Here is a 20,396-nt window from a genome sequence, read left to right as displayed (position 1 = left end):
GGCAGTTCAAGGCCGTACAGTTATTTAGAAAAGCGGAATTTATTGAAACCGCGCTGTTGCCTCAGCCCTGCTGGCGCTTCTGCATCATGGTGCGCAGATAGGCGATGTTGGCCTGGGCCTGCTGCGGATCGATCTCGGACTGGGCCACCTGGATGGCTTCGTCAAACTTGCCCTGGATGCCAAGCACCAGGGCCAGGTTCTGGCGAACGCGGCTGTCTGCGCCGGGCAGGGTGGCTGCCTTGCGCAGGGTATATTCCGCGTCGGGCAGATCATTGGACAGCAGATATGACAGACCCAGGTTGTTCAGGAGACTGGGATCGTTTGGCGCGATGATCAGTGCCTGCTTGTAGAGGCTGCGGGCCTTGTCGTGGTTGCCGGTCTGATCATAGATCGCTGCTTCAGCGGACATCAGCCTCCAGTCCGGCGTGTCCGGCCTCTGGGCACCACGAATGACGTTCAGCGCTTCGTCGAAACGGCCGTTCATCGCCAGAACCTTGCCATAGGCGGAAGAGATTTCCCGGTCCTTGGGATGTGCGATCACACCGGACCGAAGAACGGCCATGGCCTGCGGTATTTGTCCGTTCTGGCTGAGAGCGCTTGAATAGCCAAGAATGGCGCTGCGGTCCTTGCGGTCGCGCTCATAGGCCTTGGACCACTTGGACACCTGTGCCAGCGCCTGTGAGGAACCTGGCGAAGTGTAGCCGGAGGCAGGGGAGTGCGTGCCGGTGTTGGCGCGGTTGGAAGCACAGCCAGTGACAACGACAAGCGCCGACATGGCCAGCAGCGTCGTAGCGAGACGAGTGCGACGGCGAACGGAACCGGTTCTGGGCGATTGCATTTCCAACATCCTTGTTGTCGGCGGCTTTCAGGTTTCCTTATGAGAAATAGATAATTAACCCTAATGCTTGGTTAAGCACCGTTGCGAAATGCGAGAAGCGGTGCGCATCGACGCGCACCATATTGCGTCCGAACGCCGGGCATCCTAGGTCTTGAAGATCGAATGCAATCTCCAACGGAGGTCCTCCCGTGCGCGAAAGCCTAGTCCGCAAGAGCGATGTTTCCAGCTCCACGCCCATCCACGCCGTCACCGAGGCAAGCCTGCCCCAAGTTCTGGACGGGCTCGGATCAGCAGCATTGAACTGGTGCAAGGTCAACGATTTTGCAGGCAAGCCCGCAACATCCCTGCTTGTCCCGGGAACAGACGGTGCCGCGGTGCTGTTCGGTGTAGAGGATGGCGGTCTGTCGCATCCGCTGGCACTAGGCGGCCTGGTCGCGGGACTGCCGGAAGGCGATTACCATCTTGCCGAGGGGTTTCCGGATCCCGAACAGGCAGCGCTCGGCTTTGCCCTCTCCACCTATTCCTTTACCCGCTACCTGAAAAACGAAGGCAAGACCCGCCGTCTTGCCGTTGACGAGACCGTCGACCTGGATCGACTCGGAACGATTCTCGACGGGGTCCAGCTGGCGCGTGATCTCATCAATACGCCCGCGAACGATCTTGGACCGGGGGAACTATCCCAGGCCGTTGTCGCCCTGTTCAAGCAGCATGGCGGCACCGGGCGTATCGTCATCGGGGAAGACCTTCTGGAAGAAAACTTCCCGATGGTGCACGCAGTCGGCAAGGCCAGCAGCCGGGCGCCGCGCCTGGCAGACTTCACCTGGGGTGACGAAGCCGCGCCCAAGGTCACTTTGGTGGGCAAGGGCGTCATCTTCGATACCGGCGGTCTCAACCTGAAACCGGGCTCTTCCATGGCGCTGATGAAAAAGGACATGGGTGGGGCGGCCAATGTGCTGGGCCTTGCGTCCATGGTCATGGCGTCAAAGCTTCCTGTTCGCCTGCGAGTCATCGTTCCCTGTGTCGAAAACGCTGTTGCCGGAAACGCCTTCCGGCCGGGAGACATCTTGCCGAGCCGCAAGGGGCTGACCGTCGAAATCGGCAACACCGATGCCGAAGGCCGGTTGATCCTGGCCGACGCCCTGGCGCTTGCAGACGAGGAGAGCCCGGAAATCCTGATCGATATGGCAACGCTCACCGGTGCAGCCCGTGTTGCTCTGGGGCCGGATCTGCCGCCTTACTATACTGACGACGAGGAACTTGCCGAGGACATCGCGGTCATGGCCGAGGCTGCGGCCGACCCGCTGTGGCGCATGCCGCTGTGGCAGCCCTATCTGAAATACCTCGACAGCAAGGTTGCCGATATCAATCACATCAATACATCCGGCGCTGGATTCGCTGGGTCGATCACGGCGGCGCTGTTCCTGTCCCGCTTTGTCGAGAACACCGGCAGCTGGGTTCACTTCGATATTTTCGGCTGGACCCCGATGGAAAAGCCCGGAAAACCGATGGGTGGGGAAGCCCAGGGCATTCGTGGTCTGTTCGATGTCCTCTCGGAGCGTTTTGCGGGCGCACAATAACGGCTCCGAAACGTTTTCGTGCTTCGATGGTCATGGAGATGGATGGGGGAAAAGGATGGGACCCTGTAACTCATGGCCGTCGAATTGCGCGCCTCGCAGGCGCTGAAACTGATGCACGAGGTCAATCTGGCGCTTGTTCGCGATAGCGAACAGGATCTTTCCGCGCGCCAGTTGACGATCCTGATGACAGTCTATCTGGAGCCGCCGCCGCATACGGTGCGCGGGTTGGCTGCCAAGTTGAATGTCACCAAACCTGCCATCACCCGGGCGCTTGACACTCTGGGCGGTATGCGGCTTTTGTCGCGCAAGCGCGACGAAGCCGACAAACGCAATGTGATCATCACTCGCACGGTGGAAGGCGCGCTTTATCTGGAGCAGCTTGGCGATCTCGTGGTGGAAAAGGCCCGGGAATTGCCGCGCTGACAGTCCAATCCAATTCGGGATCGACTATCGACCATGACCGAGACCTTCGACCGCCGCCGCCATCCGGTCCGTGCCGACCTCGCCGCCATCGACTATGAAGGCCGGGCAACCGCTAGCTGTTTCGCCGAGGGCGAGGTGTTTCAGGTCATTGCCGACCAGCTGCCGATCCGGCCTGAACCGCGCCCGGACCGGCCGATCGACACCGAAGCCCTCAGCGGCGAGTGGGTGACCGTTTACGAACAGACACCGGAAGGCTGGGCCTGGGGACAGCTCGACACGGACGGTTACGTCGGCTGGTTCTCCGCCGACGACCTTGGGCCGGTGAAGCCGGCAACCCACCGGGTGCGCGCCCTTCGGACCTACCGTTACCCGGTTGCCGACCTCAAGTTTCCGCCACTCGGGCTCTTGTCCATTGGCTCGCTGGTGACGGTTATCGGTGAAACCGAAACGCGTGGGCTGGCCTATGCACTCCTCAGCGATGGTTCGGCGGTTGTTGCCAAACATCTTGTGCCGCTGGACGCCGTTGAGGATGACTGGGTGGCTGTCGCCGAAGAACTGATCGGCACGCCCTACCGCTGGGGTGGACGCTCGAGCCTGGGTCTCGATTGCTCAGCGTTGGTGCAACTTGCGGCGCAGACAGGCGGACACGACCTGCCGCGCGACAGCGACATGCAGGAAGCGGAAGCCGGCGAAGCCGTTCCGCACGACGATCCGGCCGCATTGAAACGTGGTGATCTGCTGTTCTGGAAAGGCCATGTCGGCATCATCGCGGGCGAGAACCGCCTTTTGCATGCCAACGGCTTCACGATGACCGTCGCCTATGAGCCACTGGACAGGGCAATTGATCGCATCGCGGCAACGGAATGGGGCGCGATCACGAAGGCGCGGCGCCTGCCAGAGTTGTAAGTGGATTGAAGGTAGCAGTGCCCCGGGCATTCAAGTGCTCGCCCGGGGTCTTGTCGGCTGTGGTCTTGTGTTTGTCTAATCTACGCGAATTTCTCAGCCGGGGAACGTCTGGACGCCAATGGATTCGAGTGCGCCGGACTTCGGGTTCTTGACCAGGCAAAGCTGGCTTTCAGTTCCCTGAATGAAGCAGACCATGGGACGCTCTTCCTGGCGGGCCCGCTCATAGATCTCCCGTGTCACGCCTTCTTCTGCATAAAACGGAAATTCGCCGGCCTGCGGGCCTTCAGCACCTTCAGGCCAAACCGGCAGCTTGGCGGATGTTGCGACATCGGTATAGCCGCTGATCCAGTCCAGCAGGGCTGCCTGCATGTCGGTGAGGGTTTCGATGCCGTAAAAACCGAACAGGTCGTTCTGATCAAAGGTAGCCTGATATTCAATGCCACCGGACTGATTGAAGACCGCGAGCGAGACTTCCGCAGACCCGCATTCGCCCTGTGCATCTGCTTCAACCGAATAGGTGTCCAGCCAGACCGCTTCAACGGACTGTGAGCACTCTTCCGCTGCTGCATTCTGGCTCAGCGGGAACGCGAGCCCCCCAAGCACCACGCCGGTGATTGCGATGTTAAGTGTCTTGGAAAAAAGGAAATTCCGGAACGACATACCTGCCTCCAAATCGACTCGGATCGAGCCGGCCGGACTGTAGACCCGAGGTAGAACAGCAGCAACAGATTTGCTGCGTCACCCCTTCGGTGTCATCGCCAGCTGGGGTTCGGCACTGGAAGTGTCCTTTGCCACGCTTTCGAGTTCTCCCAGCTCGAGATCCTCGATCCGGCGGCTTCGCTTGGAGATCTTGTCGGAGGAAATCAGGATCTGGTCGATATCCTTGTTCGCCTGGGCGAAATGGGCCTGAAGCTTGCCGACGCGGTCGTTCAACCGGCTGACATCGGCAACCAGGTGGCCGACTTCCGCCTGGATCAGATGGGCCTGCTCGCGCATCTTGGCATCGCGCAGCACCGACTGGATCACCTGGATCGACAACATCAGCAGCGAGGGCGAGACGATCACCACCCGGGTGCGGTGCGCCTTCTGGATAAGGTCCTCGAAGCTCTCGTTGAGTTCTGCAAACACGCTTTCCGATGGCACGAACAGGAACGCGGTATCCTGCGTCTCGCCGGGCAGAAGGTATTTCTCGCCGATGTCCTGAATGTGTTTGGTGAAGTCGCGGCGAAACTGGGCCTGGGCATATTTCAGCTGGTCGTCGGTTTCCGCATTGCGCAGCAGGTTGAAGGCTTCCAGCGGAAACTTGGCGTCGATGGCCAGGGGCGGCGCACCGTTCGGCATGTGGATCAGGCAGTCCGGGCGGCTGTTGTTCGACAGCGTTGCCTGGAAGGAATAGGTGCTGGGCGCCATCTGGTCCTGGACAATCGCTTCCATCCGGCCCTGACCGAAGGCGCCGCGGGTCTGCTTGTTGGACAGGATAGCCTGCAACTGGCCAACCTGGCCGGAGAGATCGGTAATCGTGCGCTGCGCCCGGTCGATCACCGCCAGCCGCTCGTGCAGGTGCCTGAGGCCGTCCTGCGTTCGCTTGCTGGTGTCGGCCATCGAAAGGTTCAGCTTGTGACCCATGCCGTCCAGACGCTCGTTGACGGCGCGCATCATGTCGGACTGCCGCGAGCCGAACACTTCCGCCATGGTCTGCATGCGGCCGGTCATTTCCCCCTGAGATTTCAGAAGTTGCGAGAGATGGCTTTCCAGCTCGTGAATGCGCTCGCCGGCTACTGCGTCCGATTCGGCACGCAAACGGATCTCCCGCATGGTCTTCAGGACCAGCCAGACAATCAACGCCAGAAGAAACAGGCCGCCGGCGATGGCAGCTTCCAGAACCGTCACCGGACGGCCACTCAAATCGAACAGGATCTCATTCATGAAACAAACATAGAACGATTCGGGGCGAAGGCCCATCCGCGCGGCAGGAGAGAGCTGTGGTCTTCTACCAGGTAGCCGGTCCGGCCGAAGGCGTTGAAAACGGGAGGCTGCCGCGCTATTTCCGCGTTGACCGGAGCGCTCCGATTTCTTATGTCAGGCGCATGACAATACGCCCGATCATCACCATTCCCGATCCGGTCCTGCGCGAGGTGTGTGCACCTATCGTGACCGTCGACGACGACGTCCGCAAACTGGCCGACGATATGCTGGAAACCATGTACGATGCCCCCGGTATCGGACTTGCCGCCAGCCAGATCGGGCTGCTGCAACGCATCTTCGTGCTGGACGTCGCCAAGGAAGACGCGCCGAAAGAGCCGATGGTGTTCATCAATCCGAAGATCGTCTGGTCGAGCGAGGACCTGTCCGTCTATCAGGAAGGTTGCCTGTCGATCCCCGATTACTACGAGGAGGTCGAGCGGCCTGCCGAAGTAACGGTCCAGTTTCTCAACCGGGAAGGCGCCGAACAGGAGATCAAGGCCGACGGGCTACTGGCAACCTGTATTCAGCACGAGCTTGACCATCTCAACGGGAAGCTGTTCATTGACTACCTATCGAAGCTGAAGCGCGAACGCGTTGTCAAGAAATTCACCAAGCAGGCAAAGCTGGCCGGAAAACTCTGATCCGCTGCTGCCTGGCTGAAACCGGGGGCGGCATAAATGGATCAGGTCCTGTTCCTGAAACTCTTCGCTGCGCTTTTTGCAATCATGAACCCGATTGCAAACCTGCCGGTGTTCTTGTCGCTCACCGCCGACAAAGGGCCGGGGTTTGAGCGCAAGGTTGCCCTGACGGTGCTGGTTGGCCTTGCCCTTGGCTCCGCATTCATCGGCCTCACGGGCGACGCCATTCTCAAGGTCTTCGGCATCAGCCTGGATGCATTTCGGCTTGCCGGTGGTTTCCTCATTCTCCTGATCGCGCTCAATCTCATCTCCGGTGAGAAGAGCAAGGCGCATCATGGGACGGACGAGGAACAGGAACATCATTCCGAACAGGACAATCCTGCAATCTATCCGCTGACCGTACCGATCCTGCTCGGACCGGGAACGATCTCGACCATGATTATCTACCGTGGCCAGGTCACGGATCTTTCCCACGAAATTGCGTATATCGCTGCCATCGCCGCCTCCATCGCCGTTCTCGTAGGCACGTTCTTCGCCGCCCCGTTCCTGTCGAAGTTCCTCGGCCAGACCGCAACCAGCGTCATGAGCCGCCTGATGGGGATGATCCTGGCGGCTATTGCGATGGAAATGATGATCGGAAGCCTAAAGGTCCTGCTACCTGGCCTGGCTTGAAGCGAGCTGAGGCCACGCGGCAGGCCTGATCGATTTCGCACTTCCGGGAAGGAGTAGCCCTGGGTGCAGAGGCGCCAAACAACGCACGCTGCCCCCTTGCAACACCCGCTGTGAGACGCAATAAGGGCGCAGATCTTCAAAACCCCTCAGGAGCCTCATGTCCTTACGCGTCATCTTCATGGGCACCCCGGATTTCTCGGTGCCGACCCTTATGGAAATCGTCGGCCAGGGCCACGACGTGGTCGCCTGCTATTCGCAGCCGCCGCGTCCTGCGGGCCGGGGCATGGACCTGAAGAAATCGCCGGTTCATGAGGCCGCTGAATCGTTCGGTATTCCGGTTTTCACGCCGCAGAGCCTCAAAGGGGCAGAAGAGCAGGAGGCCTTTGCGGCCTTGAATGCAGATGTCGCGGTGGTGGTTGCCTACGGCCTTCTCCTGCCGAAACCGATCCTGGAAGCGCCGGAATACGGTTGTCTCAACCTTCATGCTTCCATGTTGCCACGCTGGCGCGGCGCAGCGCCCATCAACAGGGCGATCATGGCAGGTGACAAAGAAACAGCCGTTCAGGTGATGCGCATGGAAGAGGGGCTCGATACCGGCCCCGTCTGCATGTCGGAAACCGTTGCCATCGGCGAGAACATGACGGCCGGAGACCTTCACGACAAGCTGTCTTCGCTCGGCGGGGATCTGATGGTTCGGGCGCTGGCGGCCTTGTCGCGCGGGGCGCTTGGCGACCAGCCCCAGGCAGAGGACGGTGTCACCTACGCGGCCAAGCTCTCCAAGCAGGAAACCCGGATCGACTGGTCGAAACCGGCTGCGGAGGTTCACAACCACATTCGCGGCCTGTCACCCTTTCCCGGTGCCTGGTGCGAAATGCCGCTCGGCGGCAAGATGGAACGGGTCAAGGTCCTGCGCAGCACGCTTGGCGAAGGCTCCGGCACGCCGGGATCCGTCCAGACCGGTGGGGATGTGCCGGTGATTTCCTGCGGTGCGGGTGCCGTACGTCTGGAACAGGTTCAGCGGGCCGGCAAGAAGCCGATGAGCGGCGCGGAATTCCTGCGCGGAGCATCGCTTTCTGACGGCACGGTTCTGGACTAATCTGAGGTTCGAGGAGACCGACATGACCCAAGCTGCCGAAGCTGCCGGCCTTGCCATCAGAAACGTGACTTCTGACGATGAAGCTTCCGTCAGGGAGCTGGTCACCGCTGCCTTTCCATCCGACATGGAAGCCCGCCTCGTGCACACGCTGCGTCATTGCGGCGCTCTGGTGCTGGAACAGGTCGCGGTCGATGCCGGCGGCCGGATCGTCGGACATATCGCCTACAGCCGTGTCACCCCGGCTGCCATCGGTCCGGGGCAGGGCATGCAGGTTGTTTGCCTTGCGCCTGTTTCTGTCTGGCCGGACCTGCAGAAGACCGGCATCGGTTCGGCGCTGATCAAGGCCTCTCTGGAAAGCCTGAAGGATCTGGGAGAGGACCTTGTTCTGGTGCTCGGCCCGCCGTCCTATTATCCGCGCTTCGGTTTCGATCCCGTGCTGGCACGCAAGGTGCAGGGACCTTATGCGGGCGATGCCTTCATGGCGCTTGCGCTGACGGAAGCCGGATCGCGGGACCTGCCAATCGAGGTGGCCTTCGCCACACCCTTTGAAGAATTCGAGTAATGCCCCGCTACAAACTGACGGTGGAATATGACGGCAGGCCGTTCAGCGGCTGGCAGCGCCAGGCGAACGCGCCGTCCGTCCAGGCGGTGATCGAACGTGCCGTAAAGGCATTCTCCGGTGAGGAGGTGACCATCGGCGGCGCCGGTCGCACAGACACCGGCGTCCACGCCACCGGGCAGGTCTGCCATGTGGATCTTTCGAAGGACTGGGACGCAAGAACGGTCATGGGGGCGCTGAATTTCCATTGCCAGCCCCATCCGGTGGTGATTCTGGATGCTGCGGAAATGCACGAGGGCTTCGACGCGCGCTTTTCCGCGATCCGCCGCTCCTACCGCTATCGCATTCAAAACCGACTGCCGCCACTCACCCACCAGCTTGGGCTTGCCTGGCATGTGAAGGTGCATCTCGATGCGGACGCCATGCACGCGGCTGCGCAGGAATTCGTCGGTCATCACGACTTCACCACCTTCCGTCACACGCGCTGCCAGGCAAAAAGCCCGGAAAAGACGCTGGAGGAGTTCCGGGTCTACCGCGAGGGCGAGTTCGTCATTGCCGAATGCGCCTCACGGTCCTTCCTCCACAATCAGGTGCGCTCGATGGTCGGCTCCCTGCGCCTGGTCGGTGAGGGCAAATGGGGGCCGGGTGATGTCACCAGGGCCCTGCAAGCCCGCGACCGGAACGCCTGCGGCCCGGTGGCGCCGGCAGACGGGCTTTACCTGACCCGTGTCGACTACCGCTCGGCGGAAATGGACATCGAACTCAAGAAGGACTGGCAGTCCCGCAAAGCCGTGTTGGCTGCCGGAGAAGGCGAAGAAGACGGCGACGCGTGAGAGGACCCCCGTTAGCCCGTCACAACGTCTCCTCGGGTATCTCCACGCATTTCTTGTAGAGATGCCAGGTCGTATGACCGAGGATCGGCAGGGACACGACCAGACCTAGGAACGCCGGTGCCATCGACACGATCAGAACCGCGGTTACGACAAAGGCCCAGCCGATCATCGGGGCGGGCGATGTGAACACGGCCCGCACGCTGGTGATCATGGCTGTGATGAAGTCCCGGTCCTCCTCCATCAGCAACGGGAAGGACACCACGGTCAGCGAGAACAGGATCAGCGACAGGATTGCGCCCACCACGTGGCCAACGGCGAGGAACATCAGGCCTTCCGGGGTGGAGATGACCTGGGTCAGAAACTCGTCGAACGAGGCAAACGACCGGAAGCCGAGGAACAGCGCGAGCAGCAGGCGCACCTGATACATCCACATGATCTGGATGAACAGAACCACGAAGGCCATCCAGGAAAGTTCCCGCCCCTTTTGGGCCCACATGGTGCCGAAGATACGCGACCAGGAAAGCTCCTCACCATTTTGGAGACGCCGGCTGACCTCGTAGAGACCAACCGCAGCGAATGGCCCGATCAAGACGAAACCGGCCGCTGCCGGATAGGACAGGTAACTCATGTTGAGGGCGGCCGCGCTCAAAACGACGAACAGGCCTCCAAGAGCGAAAAACGCGCCGATCGCCAGGCCGTAGACCGGCGCCCTGCGGAAATCGGCCAGGCCCGCAGCGAACGCGTCGATCACGTCGTTGACGGTAATCTTGTTGACCTTTGGCATGGGCCGCAATCCAGCTGTTGCGGATGCCCCGCTACCTTGCGGGGTTGACGTGTTGTCACTCATCAGGCGGCTTCCTCCCAAAAGCATATTGCCCGCCCGCCTCCCGCGGACAGGCAATCTTAGGCACGGAACGGTGTCCGGCTCAATCGGGAGAAGGGCTTATGCGCCGGTTAAATCCGACGTGAAGCGCGGGCAGACCTGCGTGCCATGTTATCCAGTCGTGAAAATGCGGAGCAGGGCTTTGGGCCCATCCTTCGAGACGGCCTGGCGGCCTCTTCAGGATGCTGCTGCGGTTTGCTGAAGCCTTTCTTCCCCGTATCGCCTCATCTTGAGGAGCCGCGGTAGCGGCGTCTCGAAGGATGGGCAAAAAACGCTGTGCCCACCGCTCTCACAGGCGAAGCGGCAGGCCCGTCTGTTGCAGGCGAAGCAAGGCAGGGCCTCACTCGGTCGCCGGTTTCTTGTCCATGTCGGCGGCTGCGGCAGCCGCAGCTGCTGTGACGGCTTCCTTTTGCTTGTCGTCCAGCTTCGCGGTGTCGGGAATGTTGACCCGCACCTCCTTGCGCGCGAATTGGATGTCGTTCTCCTCGAACGCCTGCTGAACGCGCTTGTAGATTTCCTTGCGGATGCCGAACTGCTTGCCGGGTTTGGTGGTGTACTTGCCGCGCACCACGATGCCGACGTCGTCGACATCGGCAACGCCCTGTCCCTTGAACGGGGCCAGAATGTCGTCCTTGAACTCTTCCATCTCCATGATTTCCTGGCCGATCCGCTTGAAGAGCTTGCGAACCTTCTCGACATCCGTGTCGAATGGAACGGTGAACTTCAGCTTCATGATCACCCAGTCTCGGGACAGGTTGGTGAGCTTCGGGATTTCGCCATAGGGGACGATATGAACGGCACCACGCGTGCCGCGCAGCTGCAGGGACCTTATCGAGATTTTCTCGATAGTGCCCTGTGTACCGCCCGCATCGATGAATTCACCCAGACGGAAGGCATCGTCCATCAGGAAGAAGATGCCTGAGACCACGTCGCGCACCAGGGTCTGCGCCCCGAAGCCGACTGCCAGGCCAACGACACCGGCACCGGCCAGAAGCGGCGTGATGTTGATGCCCAGCTGGCTGAGGGCGAGCAGCGTGGTCAGGGTCAGGATCGTGATCTGCACGACGACGCGGATCAGCGGCAGGATCGTTGCCAGGCGCGACTTGCCGGCCCCGCCCATCTCCGCGTCTTCATCTTCGTTGGAAGGCGGCGGCGAATCCTTGGCGAGCTGGTGGGCAACCCAGAGATTGGTGATTTCCCAGGCAAGGTAACCGGCGGCCAGAATAAGCAGGAAGATAACCGTATGCCGGGCGACCGAGGACCCGTCTTCCGCGCCGAGCGCGAGCAGATTGAGACCATAGATCCTGCCGACCATCAGCACCAGGAAGGCAAGCAGGGCCACGCGGGCAATGCGCACGTAGCTGTGCCGGGTCTGCATATGGGCAGCTTCCGCAACCGGACCTTCCCCGCGCATGGGCGGAACGATGTGGGAGACGATGCCGCGTACCATCGTGTCGAGAAACGGCGCGAACACGACCAACGCGATCACGGCGAGAGAGCGTCCCGCAGTCAGCGCTTCGATGCCCATGCTGGTTGTTATCTGAACCAGCAGCCAGTTGAAGCCGATGAAGGCAATCGAGAAATAGGGCCAGAACCGGGCCATGCGTTCCAGGCCGCTGGTTGGCTGGTGCTCATCACCCAGAATGATGCTCGTCAGGCCATGACGGGCGTTCCAGATGACCATGGCGATCCAGAGATTGACGCCAAAGCCGATGAAGAAGCGGAAGGTTTCGGCAACATCTCCGTCGCCGGCCTCGATCATGATGTTACGCAGGAAGAAGGTGACGCCAACAAAGGCGAAGAGGCTCGTGAAGCTGCGGTAAAGCGACTTGGCGGTGGTGTCGTCCGCGGTGACGAGGCGCAGCTCGCTACGATGCGGCGCCAGGGCAAAGCGCAGTAGGGCTGCGACGATGCGTGGCAGGAAAACGATCCAGTATACCGCCTGAAAGGCAAATGCTCTGGCGACAGGATCGAAAATCGCGATCTTGCCGACAGCGAAGGCGACGATTGCAAAAACAATCAGCCCGCCTAGATCAAGCGCGGCACGTGTGGAGACCAGTTTGACAGTTTCAAAGAGGCTGTGGGGCGCATGGCTCTGGATTTTCTCCCGGCGGGAGGCGAATAGCCGGTTGACCAGGAACTCGGCGGCAAAACCGGCGGCCAGGATAAGTGCAATCGCACCAATGAAGATATGCACCGGTCCTGCGACCGTTCCCGCAAACAGCGCGCCGATACTGGAGAAAAGGCTGCTGAAGAGCTCCGGCAAGGTTCTGAAATTGTTCGCAATCAGCGCGCCGAACTGATCGGCTGCAGTCTGCACCTTCTCGATCAGTTCGACTTCTTCTGACGGAGGCGGGGTCTGCGCGCCCTTGGCTGCGGCACCTTGCTGCAGCAGGGTCATCAGGTCGGTCAGCGCCTTCACCTGTTCCGGATCGAGATCGGAGACAAGCTTTTCCATGGCTTCGGGCTGAAGTTGCGACGGAAGGTTTTTTCCGGTGTCCTGTGCGTTGGCCGGCAGTGCCATAGTGGACAAGAACGCCAGAAATACTGAGAATGCACAGGCAGTTAGTCTAGTCTTCCAGGCACCGGTCATCAGCGAGCCCCCTCGTCGGCAGTGAACCTTCAAAATTAGGATTGGCACGCCGAACGTGCAAAATCCATTAAAATTACCCAAGGTAATAGGGGTGCAAACTATACGACTGGCACAATTCGCATGATTACGCACTGGCTAAGGCCGGTGCGACTGTGTAACAGACCTTGATCCGGCCCGCGTATGCGTCTACCTCCTTGCCAGATCAATCGAACCTGAGCTGGATGGAATGACAACGCCCCCACAGAGCGCGAATACTGCCCCGGGGCCGATCTGGGCCCTTTTGAGCCCTATCGGTCGTATGGGCCGGGAACCCTATTGGCTGTGTTTCCTTGTCAGCTGGATCATCTTCGGCATTGCGCTGCGGATATGGTGGCTTTCCTCCGCTGAAACGCCGACGCCTGAATCCATGATTTCCGGCGACTATATCGGCACGAATCCGCTGTTTCCGGTTCTGTTTTTCGTTCTGCAGTGGGTGGAACTGGCACTGGTCGTCAAGCGGCTGCAGGACATCGGCCAGAGCGGGTTCCTCGCACTTTTGATCTTCGTTCCGATCCTGAATGTGATCATGCTGATCTTTCTCGGCGTTGTGCCGAGCCAGGGCCAGCCGAACCGCCATGGCCCGATGCCAAACAGCTACTGGCGCAAGCGCTGAACGCGCGTGAGCCTTGCATACGACTAACCAAAGAGACTGTTTCATGCCCACTTCCGCCGTCGCAATCGCACAGGACCTGATCCGTTGCCCGTCCGTGACCCCTGCCGAAGGCGGCGCGCTGGCATCGCTGGAAGCGTTGCTCGGCAAGGCCGGGTTTGCCGTGTCGCGCGTCACGTTCCAGGACGAGGACACGCCGGACGTGGAGAACCTGTTTGCTTCCATCGGCAGCGGTGCACCGCATTTCGTCTTTGCAGGCCACACGGATGTGGTTCCGGCCGGTGCCGAGAGCGACTGGCGGCACGGCCCGTTTGAGGGGGCCATCGACAACGGCATGCTGTTTGGCCGTGGCGCAGTCGACATGAAAGGCGGCATCGCGGCCTTTGCAGCAGCAGCGCTTGATTACGTTGCCGAAAAGAGCCCGGATTTTGGCGGCACGATTTCCTTTCTCATCACCGGCGACGAGGAAGGCCCGGCAGTCAACGGCACCGTCAAGCTGCTTCAGTGGGCCAGGGAACAAGGGCATGTGTTCGATGCCTGCATCGTCGGTGAGCCGACCAATCCGGATGTGCTCGGCGATGCCATCAAGGTCGGGCGGCGCGGATCGCTGTCCGGCACCATCACGGTCCGGGGTGTCCAGGGCCATGCCGCCTATCCGCATCTGGCTGACAACCCGATCCCGGGCCTGATCCGCCTTCTGGCCGCGCTTGATGCGCTGGAACTGGACAAGGGCAACGAACGCTTTCAGCCGTCCAATCTGGAGATTGTCTCCGCCGACGTCGGTAATCCGGCCTTCAACGTCATTCCGGCGCGGGCAGAAGCCCGTTTCAACATTCGCTACAATGACGAATGGACGCTGGAGAGCCTCAAGGCCCGCATCACCGAGACGCTCGAAGCGGTAGACCTTGGAAACCTGGCGCTTGGGCTGGAGTTCAAGCGCGATGCCAGCGAATCCTTCCTGACGCGGGACGAAGTCCTGATCGAAGCCCTGAGCAAGGCTGTGGAAGCGGAAACCGGCCGGGTTCCGGAGCTTTCAACGGGCGGAGGAACATCAGACGCCCGCTTCATAAAGAACTACTGCCCCGTCGTGGAATTTGGCCTTGTCGGCCAGACGATGCACAAGGTGGACGAATGTGTCGCGGTTGAGGACCTTGACCGGCTGGCAGCAATCTACAAAAAATTCCTCTTCAGCTATTTTTCCGGAGCAGACGGGAATTGATCAGCAAGGTCGAAATTCGCGCGGCATTGGACGGGTCCTGGTTGCTTCTGCGCAACCGTCCGGAAGGAATGGCGTTTTTCGACCAGTCCATTCAGGGGTTCTGGCGTTCGTTCTCCGTCATCTTTCTGCTGGTGCCGGTTTACGTGGTCAGTTGCCTTGCGGAAAAGCGGCTCTTTTTCGCCGAGAACCTCTACCATCCCGATGCCTTTCCGAACGGTAGCTACTGGTTTGCCCAGTTCCTGGGAATGGGCGTCGACTGGCTGGCACTACCGTTGTTGCTGGCGTTGCTGGCAGCGCCGATAGGCATTTCGAACCGCTACGTGTCATTCATTGTCGTACGCAACTGGACAAGCCTGCTCGCGTCGGTGCCGTATCTGTTTACCTACATCCTGTTTCTTCTGGACGTTATCTCGCCTGGCATCGTTGTCTTGTTGTCGCTGACCTGCCTCTTTGTCGTGATCTGGTATCGCTATCAGGTCGCCCGCATCGCGCTTCAGACAACTGTGAGCCTGACCATCGGCGTCGTCGTCCTGGATGTGTTGCTCACGCTCGTGATTTCCCAGGTGGTCGGGCTTTTGTGGGGCGCATGAAAAACCCCGCCGGGTTAGGGCGGGGCTTTCCGGATTTCCAGATATCAAGGCGCTCGTTGCGCTCCCTGGTCTGCGTCAGTCGCGCAGAAGTTCGTTGATGCCGGTCTTGGAGCGGGTCTTTTCGTCAACCGTCTTCACGATTACGGCGCAGTAAAGGTTCGGAGCGGCTTCGCCGTTGCCCATCACGCTGGACGTCGGCATGGAGCCTGCGACAACTACGGAGTAGGGCGGTACTTCGCCGTAGGTGATCTCGCCGGTCATGCGGTTGACGATGCGGGTGGACTGGCCAATGAAGACACCCATGCCGAGCACGGAACCTTCGCGCACGATGCAGCCTTCGACCACTTCGGAGCGTGCGCCGATAAAGCAATTGTCTTCGATGATCACCGGACCGGCCTGGAGCGGTTCCAGAACGCCGCCGATGCCGACGCCGCCGGACAGGTGGACGTTCTTGCCGATCTGGGCGCAGGAGCCGACGGTCGCCCATGTGTCGACCATTGTGCCTTCGTCAACAAAAGCACCGAGATTGACGAAGGACGGCATCAGGACCACGCCCTTGCCGATAAAGGCAGAGCGGCGAACGATGCAGTTCGGCACGGCGCGGAAACCGGCGTTTTCAAAATCCATGCCGCGCCAGCCGTCGAACTTGGACGGCACCTTGTCCCACCAGGTGGCGTCGCCGGGGCCGCCCTTGATGATGTCCATCGGGTTCAGGCGGAACGACAGCAGAACAGCCTTCTTGGCCCACTGGTTGACCGCCCAGTCGCCATCCTTTTTCTCTGCAACGCGCAGCTTGCCACGGTCGAGCAGGTTCAAAGTTTCCTCGACCGCGTCCCGGACTTCACCGGTGGTCGTGGTGTCGATGGCGGCACGGTCTTCGAAGGCGGCGACGATGATCTTGGACAGGGAAGCGAGATCGTGGGTCATCAGGCAGATGGTCTCCGGGCGTTAACATTTCTGGCGCGGACCTAAGCCGCCCGGCAAGGCGCTGTCAAGCACGGGAGGGTCGGCAGATGTCCTGTAGCCGTCAAACAAGCCGCCATTCTCGGGGGAATGCTGGTTGGATTACACCTGTCGTCCAGGTCGATGAGTTGAGAAAAAATAAAATGTTGGTTGCGATCACGGCAGTTTAAAGCGGTGACCAAATCGCTAGGGTGAAATCAATTCAACAAAATCGACAAGAGTACGTTCCGTGGAATTATGGATCCCGATCACCATTGCAGCAGCGTTCTGCCAGAACCTACGCACGGCCCTTCAGAAACACCTGAAAGGTCAGCTTGGCACCACCGGGGCAACATTTGTGCGGTTCGGCTACGGCGTGCCTTTCGCGATCGCCTATGCCGCCGTGCTGCACGTCGTGTTCAAGTTCCCGCTGCCTGAACCGACACCAACGCTTTTGATTGCCGGTGCCCTGGGTGGTCTGGCGCAGATCCTCGGCACGTTTCTGCTGATCCACCTGTTCTCCTTCCGCAACTTTGCCGTCGGGACCGCCTATTCCAAGACAGAACCGATCCAGGCTGCGCTCTTCGGCTTCGTCGTTCTCGGCGAACACATTTCCCTGGCGGCTGGGCTGTGCATTCTGGTCGGCGTCATCGGTGTGGTGGTCATTTCCCTGGCACGGGTTCCGTTGACACTGGCTGCCATCCGCACGTCGCTAGTCGGACGTCCGGCGTTGATCGGTCTTGCCTCGGCTGCCTTTTTCGGAGCGTCCGCCGTCGCCTACCGCACGGCTTCACTGTCGCTGGAGGGCACCGGGGTGCCGATGCAGGCCGCCTACGCGCTGGTTTATGCAACGGCTTTCCAGACAATCGTCATGGCAAGCTGGATGGTGCTGCGTGAACCCGACCAGTTGCGCGCCAGCCTTCGCGCCTGGCGAGCAGCCGTCTGGGTTGGCGCTTCCGGCGTGGCCGGGTCTGTCGGCTGGTTCACGGCAATGACGCTGCAAAATGTCGCCTATGTGCGCGCACTTGCCCAGGTCGAACTCGTGTTCACCTTTCTGGTGTCATGGCTGGTATTCAAGGAAGCGATCGCCCGGTCCGAGATTTTCGGCTGCATGCTCATCGTTGCGGCGGTCGTGGGGGTTATCCTGCTACGTTAGAACAGCCCAAAAGCTCTGAAGCAATATCGCTCAATCCCTTCAGTCAAACTGTAAAGTGACCTTTAGGCATTTGTTTCGTTTTTAAGGTTATTCTGAGATAAGCTCCAAGACTGCGGTGTCCTGATCGTTGGCCATTGGAGATTTCTCGACCTAACGAGATGAGATGCCGAAGACATTTTTTTCCCGAATTGGAGCCAGTCATATTCTGACACGGCCCAGCCTGGCCAGCGTTGCGGCGATCGGCATTGCCCTTGCCGTGACAATTGCTGCTGGAATATTCGCGGAAGTTCAGAACCGGTCCGTGCATCTGCAGAGTGCGCGCGCGAATGTCGCCGAACAACTCGGCATTGTCCGTGCACGGCTGGAAGGCAACATCAACAGCAACCTGCAGCTTGTCCGGGGGCTTGTTGCGCTGATTGCGACACAGCCTGATATAGATCAGGACCAGTTCGGCCGGATTTCCAGCGGTCTCATCGGCAATCACTCGCAGCTTCGCAATGTCGCCGGCGCACCGGATCTTGTCGTCAGGCTGATGTATCCGATGACCGGTAACGAAAAGGCCATCGGGCTCGATTACCGGAAAAACGAGCAGCAGCGTGATGCGGCCCTTCGGGCGGTGAATTCAGGCGAGATGGTGCTCGCCGGGCCCGTCGATCTTTTGCAGGGGGGCAAGGGGTTCGTCGGACGCTTCCCTGTCTTTATCGAAAATGATGATGGCACAAGGCGCCTTTGGGGGCTGGTTGCTGCTGTCGTCGACGCCGACAGGCTTTATGCCGACAGCGGCTTGCTGGACGCCACGCTCCCGGTGGATATCGCGATCATGGGCCGCGATGCGACCATGGCGGACAAGTCGGTTTTCTTCGGGGACGAGAACATTCTGTCCCAGAACCCGGTGTTGTCCGAAGTGGTTCTGCCGACCGGGCGTTGGCGGATTGCGGCGATCCCGCGTGGCGGTTGGTCGGCAATGCCGGACAACGCCTGGAAAGTCCGGTTGCTGATGCTGGCCGGAGGGCTGCTGGTCCTGTTGCCGATCTTCATCGCCGGACAGCTTTACGACCAGCGGCGCGGGCATATCCGCGAACTGAGACGCCGGCAGGTGCAGATGGAAGGCCTGTCTCAGCGCCTGAAGCTGGCCCTCGATACCTCCAAGATAGGCATCTGGGAACTGAACCTGGACACAGGTGTGTTGACCTGGGACAGCCGGATGCGGGAACTTTACGATATTCCGGAGTGGCGCGACACGTCGCAATACGATGTCTGGTCCGAGTGCCTGCACCCGGAGGATCTGAAACGGGCCGAAAAGGAATATTGGGATGCGATCGACACCGGCGGAACTTATCATTCCGACTTCCGTGTGATCCTTCAGGACGGCTCCACCCGCTGGATCCGGGCCATCGGCGCCGTTCACACCAACACTCGCGGCCAACGTTACATTCTGGGCGTCAACTGGGATGTTTCCCGGGACTTCCAGCTCAAGACCCGGTTGCTCAACGCCAAGCAGAATGCCGAAGACCGGAACCGCGAACTGGAAGATGCCCGTGCGCTGATGGAGCATCATTCGCTGCACGACAGTCTGACCGGCCTCCCGAACCGCAGGTTCCTGGACCGGCAGCTGTTGGACGAGCAGGCCCCGCACAAGCCGACGGCGCTGCTGCATATCGATCTCGATCGCTTCAAGCATATCAACGATACGCTTGGCCACGCTGCCGGCGACTCGATGCTTACCCATGCCGCGTCGGTGCTGATGGAAAACGTCAGTTCCAGCGAGTTCGTCGCCCGCATCGGCGGTGACGAGTTCGTCATTGCCATCACCGAGCCGACCGACGAGAAAAGCCTGGCTGCCCTTGCTGAAAAGATCATCGAGCAGATGCGTCAGCCGGTGACTTTCGAAAATCATCAATGCCGCTTCGGCGTGTCCATCGGCATTGCCATGGCCGACACGACCTTGAGCGACTACGGCCGGCACCTGCTGGTCGATGCCGACATTGCCCTCTACCGGGCCAAGAGCAACGGCCGCAACCGGTTCGAATTCTTCTCCGACACGCTGAAGTCGGAAATCGTCCGCAACAAACAGGTTGCCGACGACATCCTGTGTGCATTGGAACGTCAGGAATTCCTGCCGTACTTCCAGCCGCAGTTCGATGCGAGAACGCTGGCGATCACCGGTGTCGAGGCACTGGCGCGCTGGAACCATCCCACCGAAGGCATTCTGACACCGGACATATTTCTGAAAACGGCGGACGAGCTCAATGTGGTGCCCCTGATCGACCGGATTATTCTGGAACAGACCCTGTGGCAGTCCGCGCGCTGGAAAGCGGCCGGGATCCACATTCCGAAAATGTCGGTCAACGTGTCGGCTGGCAGGCTCAACGATGCCAATCTGATGCAGAGCCTCGACGGTCTTGCCTTCGAACCCGGTTCACTGTCGTTCGAACTTCTGGAATCCATCTTCCTGGACGACAAGAACGATCTTATCGCCGCCAATTTCGAACACCTGCGGGACATGGGCATCGACATCGAGATCGATGATTTCGGCACGGGCTATGCCTCCATCGTCAGCCTCATTCACCTGCGTCCGAAACGGCTGAAAATCGATCGTCAGCTGGTCATCCCGATCACCCATTCGGAAGGCCAGCGCCGCCTGGTGGCATCGATCATCGAAATCGGGCAGTCGCTCGGCATCAAGGTTGTCGCCGAAGGCGTGGAAACCATGGAGCATGCCAGGATCCTGCGCGACCTCGGCTGCGATGCCTTGCAGGGCTATGCCTTTGCACCGGCGATGCCCTCGGACAGGCTGATCGAATTCGTTCGCGAGGAGCGCTGGCGCGAGGCGTCCTGAGACGCCCCGTCAGGGTTC

General features: G+C 60.3%; 19 protein-coding genes. 13 read left to right on the top strand and 6 right to left on the bottom strand.

Annotated features, from left to right (window positions below):
- Positions 1-61 precede the first annotated feature (61 nt).
- On the bottom strand, positions 62-838 hold the full coding sequence (locus tag B0E33_RS07775) for a tetratricopeptide repeat protein (RefSeq protein ID WP_051990112.1): 777 nt from the start codon (positions 836-838) through the stop codon (positions 62-64).
- Between the two features lie 188 nt (positions 839-1,026).
- On the opposite strand from B0E33_RS07775, the gene B0E33_RS07770 reads away from it, so the two are divergent.
- The 3 genes from B0E33_RS07770 to B0E33_RS07760 all read left to right on the top strand — a co-directional run bounded on the left by B0E33_RS07770 (position 1,027) and on the right by B0E33_RS07760 (position 3,744).
- Positions 1,027-2,415, top strand: coding sequence for a leucyl aminopeptidase family protein (locus B0E33_RS07770; protein ID WP_077290870.1), 1,389 nt, complete (start codon positions 1,027-1,029; stop codon positions 2,413-2,415).
- A 72-nt stretch (positions 2,416-2,487) separates the two neighbouring features.
- On the top strand, positions 2,488-2,838 hold the full coding sequence (locus B0E33_RS07765; RefSeq protein ID WP_006934185.1) for a MarR family transcriptional regulator: 351 nt from the start codon (positions 2,488-2,490) through the stop codon (positions 2,836-2,838).
- Positions 2,839-2,871: 33 nt separating this feature from the next.
- On the top strand, positions 2,872-3,744 hold the full coding sequence (locus B0E33_RS07760) for a C40 family peptidase (RefSeq protein WP_077290869.1): 873 nt from the start codon (positions 2,872-2,874) through the stop codon (positions 3,742-3,744).
- Between the two features lie 93 nt (positions 3,745-3,837).
- Here B0E33_RS07760 and B0E33_RS07755 read toward each other — a convergent pair whose 3' ends face one another.
- Together B0E33_RS07755 and B0E33_RS07750 are read right to left on the bottom strand one after the other, a co-directional pair.
- Complete coding sequence (locus tag B0E33_RS07755) at positions 3,838-4,404, bottom strand: hypothetical protein (protein ID WP_077290868.1); 567 nt, start codon at positions 4,402-4,404, stop codon at positions 3,838-3,840.
- A gap of 78 nt (positions 4,405-4,482) precedes the next feature.
- Positions 4,483-5,670: a DNA recombination protein RmuC gene (locus B0E33_RS07750; RefSeq protein WP_035908085.1), complete on the bottom strand. Its 1,188-nt coding sequence runs from the start codon at positions 5,668-5,670 to the stop codon at positions 4,483-4,485.
- Positions 5,671-5,831: 161 nt separating this feature from the next.
- On the opposite strand from B0E33_RS07750, the gene def reads away from it, so the two are divergent.
- The 5 genes from def to truA all read left to right on the top strand — a co-directional run bounded on the left by def (position 5,832) and on the right by truA (position 9,507).
- Positions 5,832-6,350, top strand: a complete 519-nt coding sequence (gene def, locus B0E33_RS07745; protein WP_031268905.1) for a peptide deformylase — start codon at positions 5,832-5,834, stop codon at positions 6,348-6,350.
- Positions 6,351-6,386: 36 nt separating this feature from the next.
- Positions 6,387-7,019, top strand: coding sequence for a MarC family protein (locus B0E33_RS07740; protein WP_077290867.1), 633 nt, complete (start codon positions 6,387-6,389; stop codon positions 7,017-7,019).
- A gap of 157 nt (positions 7,020-7,176) precedes the next feature.
- Positions 7,177-8,115, top strand: coding sequence for a methionyl-tRNA formyltransferase (gene fmt, locus B0E33_RS07735; protein WP_077290866.1), 939 nt, complete (start codon positions 7,177-7,179; stop codon positions 8,113-8,115).
- A 22-nt stretch (positions 8,116-8,137) separates the two neighbouring features.
- Positions 8,138-8,677 (top strand): GNAT family N-acetyltransferase, encoded by a 540-nt coding sequence (locus B0E33_RS07730; RefSeq protein WP_077290865.1) that lies wholly within the window; start codon positions 8,138-8,140, stop codon positions 8,675-8,677.
- The gene (gene truA, locus B0E33_RS07725) at positions 8,677-9,507 is read left to right on the top strand and encodes a tRNA pseudouridine(38-40) synthase TruA (RefSeq protein WP_077290864.1); all 831 of its coding nucleotides are present in this window, start codon (positions 8,677-8,679) and stop codon (positions 9,505-9,507) included. Before B0E33_RS07730 ends, truA begins: the two co-directional genes overlap by 1 nt.
- A gap of 19 nt (positions 9,508-9,526) precedes the next feature.
- Here truA and B0E33_RS07720 read toward each other — a convergent pair whose 3' ends face one another.
- Together B0E33_RS07720 and B0E33_RS07715 are read right to left on the bottom strand one after the other, a co-directional pair.
- Positions 9,527-10,354 (bottom strand): DUF2189 domain-containing protein, encoded by an 828-nt coding sequence (locus B0E33_RS07720; RefSeq protein ID WP_077290863.1) that lies wholly within the window; start codon positions 10,352-10,354, stop codon positions 9,527-9,529.
- Between the two features lie 376 nt (positions 10,355-10,730).
- Positions 10,731-12,914 (bottom strand): mechanosensitive ion channel family protein, encoded by a 2,184-nt coding sequence (locus B0E33_RS07715; protein WP_208997782.1) that lies wholly within the window; start codon positions 12,912-12,914, stop codon positions 10,731-10,733.
- A gap of 295 nt (positions 12,915-13,209) precedes the next feature.
- On the opposite strand from B0E33_RS07715, the gene B0E33_RS07710 reads away from it, so the two are divergent.
- Genes B0E33_RS07710 through B0E33_RS07700 form a run of 3 tightly spaced genes read left to right on the top strand, consistent with a single transcriptional unit; the run spans position 13,210 to position 15,441 of the window.
- On the top strand, positions 13,210-13,635 hold the full coding sequence (locus B0E33_RS07710; protein WP_031268909.1) for a DUF805 domain-containing protein: 426 nt from the start codon (positions 13,210-13,212) through the stop codon (positions 13,633-13,635).
- 43 nt (positions 13,636-13,678) lie between these two features.
- Positions 13,679-14,851: a succinyl-diaminopimelate desuccinylase gene (gene dapE, locus B0E33_RS07705; protein ID WP_077290861.1), complete on the top strand. Its 1,173-nt coding sequence runs from the start codon at positions 13,679-13,681 to the stop codon at positions 14,849-14,851.
- A complete protein-coding gene (locus tag B0E33_RS07700; protein WP_022999774.1) occupies positions 14,848-15,441 on the top strand; it encodes a hypothetical protein in 594 nt (197 codons plus the stop codon). Before dapE ends, B0E33_RS07700 begins: the two co-directional genes overlap by 4 nt.
- Before the next feature lie 75 nt (positions 15,442-15,516).
- On the opposite strand, the gene dapD is transcribed toward B0E33_RS07700, so the two are convergent.
- Positions 15,517-16,371 carry a 2,3,4,5-tetrahydropyridine-2,6-dicarboxylate N-succinyltransferase gene (gene dapD, locus B0E33_RS07695; protein ID WP_156912358.1) on the bottom strand — a complete coding sequence of 285 codons (855 nt, stop codon included), beginning with the start codon at positions 16,369-16,371 and terminating at the stop codon, positions 15,517-15,519.
- A gap of 262 nt (positions 16,372-16,633) precedes the next feature.
- Between dapD and B0E33_RS07690 the strand changes: the two genes are divergently transcribed.
- Positions 16,634-17,539: an EamA family transporter gene (locus tag B0E33_RS07690; RefSeq protein ID WP_022999776.1), complete on the top strand. Its 906-nt coding sequence runs from the start codon at positions 16,634-16,636 to the stop codon at positions 17,537-17,539.
- Between the two features lie 163 nt (positions 17,540-17,702).
- On the top strand, positions 17,703-20,378 hold the full coding sequence (locus B0E33_RS07685; protein WP_156912357.1) for a bifunctional diguanylate cyclase/phosphodiesterase: 2,676 nt from the start codon (positions 17,703-17,705) through the stop codon (positions 20,376-20,378).
- Positions 20,379-20,396 lie beyond the last annotated feature (18 nt).

The organism is Roseibium algicola, from assembly GCF_001999245.1.
Taxonomy (GTDB): domain Bacteria; phylum Pseudomonadota; class Alphaproteobacteria; order Rhizobiales; family Stappiaceae; genus Roseibium; species Roseibium algicola.
This window is presented reverse-complemented; position numbering and strand designations above follow the sequence as displayed.

Bases quoted from the DNA above. Each gene is read 5' to 3' on its own strand.
- B0E33_RS07775 (WP_051990112.1), bottom strand. From the start codon at position 838: ATGCAATCGCCCAGAACCGGTTCCGTTCGCCGTCGCACTCGTCTCGCT.
- B0E33_RS07765 (WP_006934185.1), top strand. From the start codon at position 2,488: ATGGCCGTCGAATTGCGCGCCTCGCAGGCGCTGAAACTGATGCACGAG.
- B0E33_RS07760 (WP_077290869.1), top strand. From the start codon at position 2,872: ATGACCGAGACCTTCGACCGCCGCCGCCATCCGGTCCGTGCCGACCTC.
- B0E33_RS07755 (WP_077290868.1), bottom strand. From the start codon at position 4,404: ATGTCGTTCCGGAATTTCCTTTTTTCCAAGACACTTAACATCGCAATC.
- B0E33_RS07750 (WP_035908085.1), bottom strand. From the start codon at position 5,670: ATGAATGAGATCCTGTTCGATTTGAGTGGCCGTCCGGTGACGGTTCTG.
- def (WP_031268905.1), top strand. From the start codon at position 5,832: ATGACAATACGCCCGATCATCACCATTCCCGATCCGGTCCTGCGCGAG.
- B0E33_RS07740 (WP_077290867.1), top strand. From the start codon at position 6,387: ATGGATCAGGTCCTGTTCCTGAAACTCTTCGCTGCGCTTTTTGCAATC.
- fmt (WP_077290866.1), top strand. From the start codon at position 7,177: ATGTCCTTACGCGTCATCTTCATGGGCACCCCGGATTTCTCGGTGCCG.
- B0E33_RS07730 (WP_077290865.1), top strand. From the start codon at position 8,138: ATGACCCAAGCTGCCGAAGCTGCCGGCCTTGCCATCAGAAACGTGACT.
- truA (WP_077290864.1), top strand. From the start codon at position 8,677: ATGCCCCGCTACAAACTGACGGTGGAATATGACGGCAGGCCGTTCAGC.
- B0E33_RS07720 (WP_077290863.1), bottom strand. From the start codon at position 10,354: ATGAGTGACAACACGTCAACCCCGCAAGGTAGCGGGGCATCCGCAACA.
- B0E33_RS07715 (WP_208997782.1), bottom strand. From the start codon at position 12,914: ATGGCACTGCCGGCCAACGCACAGGACACCGGAAAAAACCTTCCGTCG.
- B0E33_RS07710 (WP_031268909.1), top strand. From the start codon at position 13,210: ATGACAACGCCCCCACAGAGCGCGAATACTGCCCCGGGGCCGATCTGG.
- dapE (WP_077290861.1), top strand. From the start codon at position 13,679: ATGCCCACTTCCGCCGTCGCAATCGCACAGGACCTGATCCGTTGCCCG.
- B0E33_RS07685 (WP_156912357.1), top strand. From the start codon at position 17,703: ATGCCGAAGACATTTTTTTCCCGAATTGGAGCCAGTCATATTCTGACA.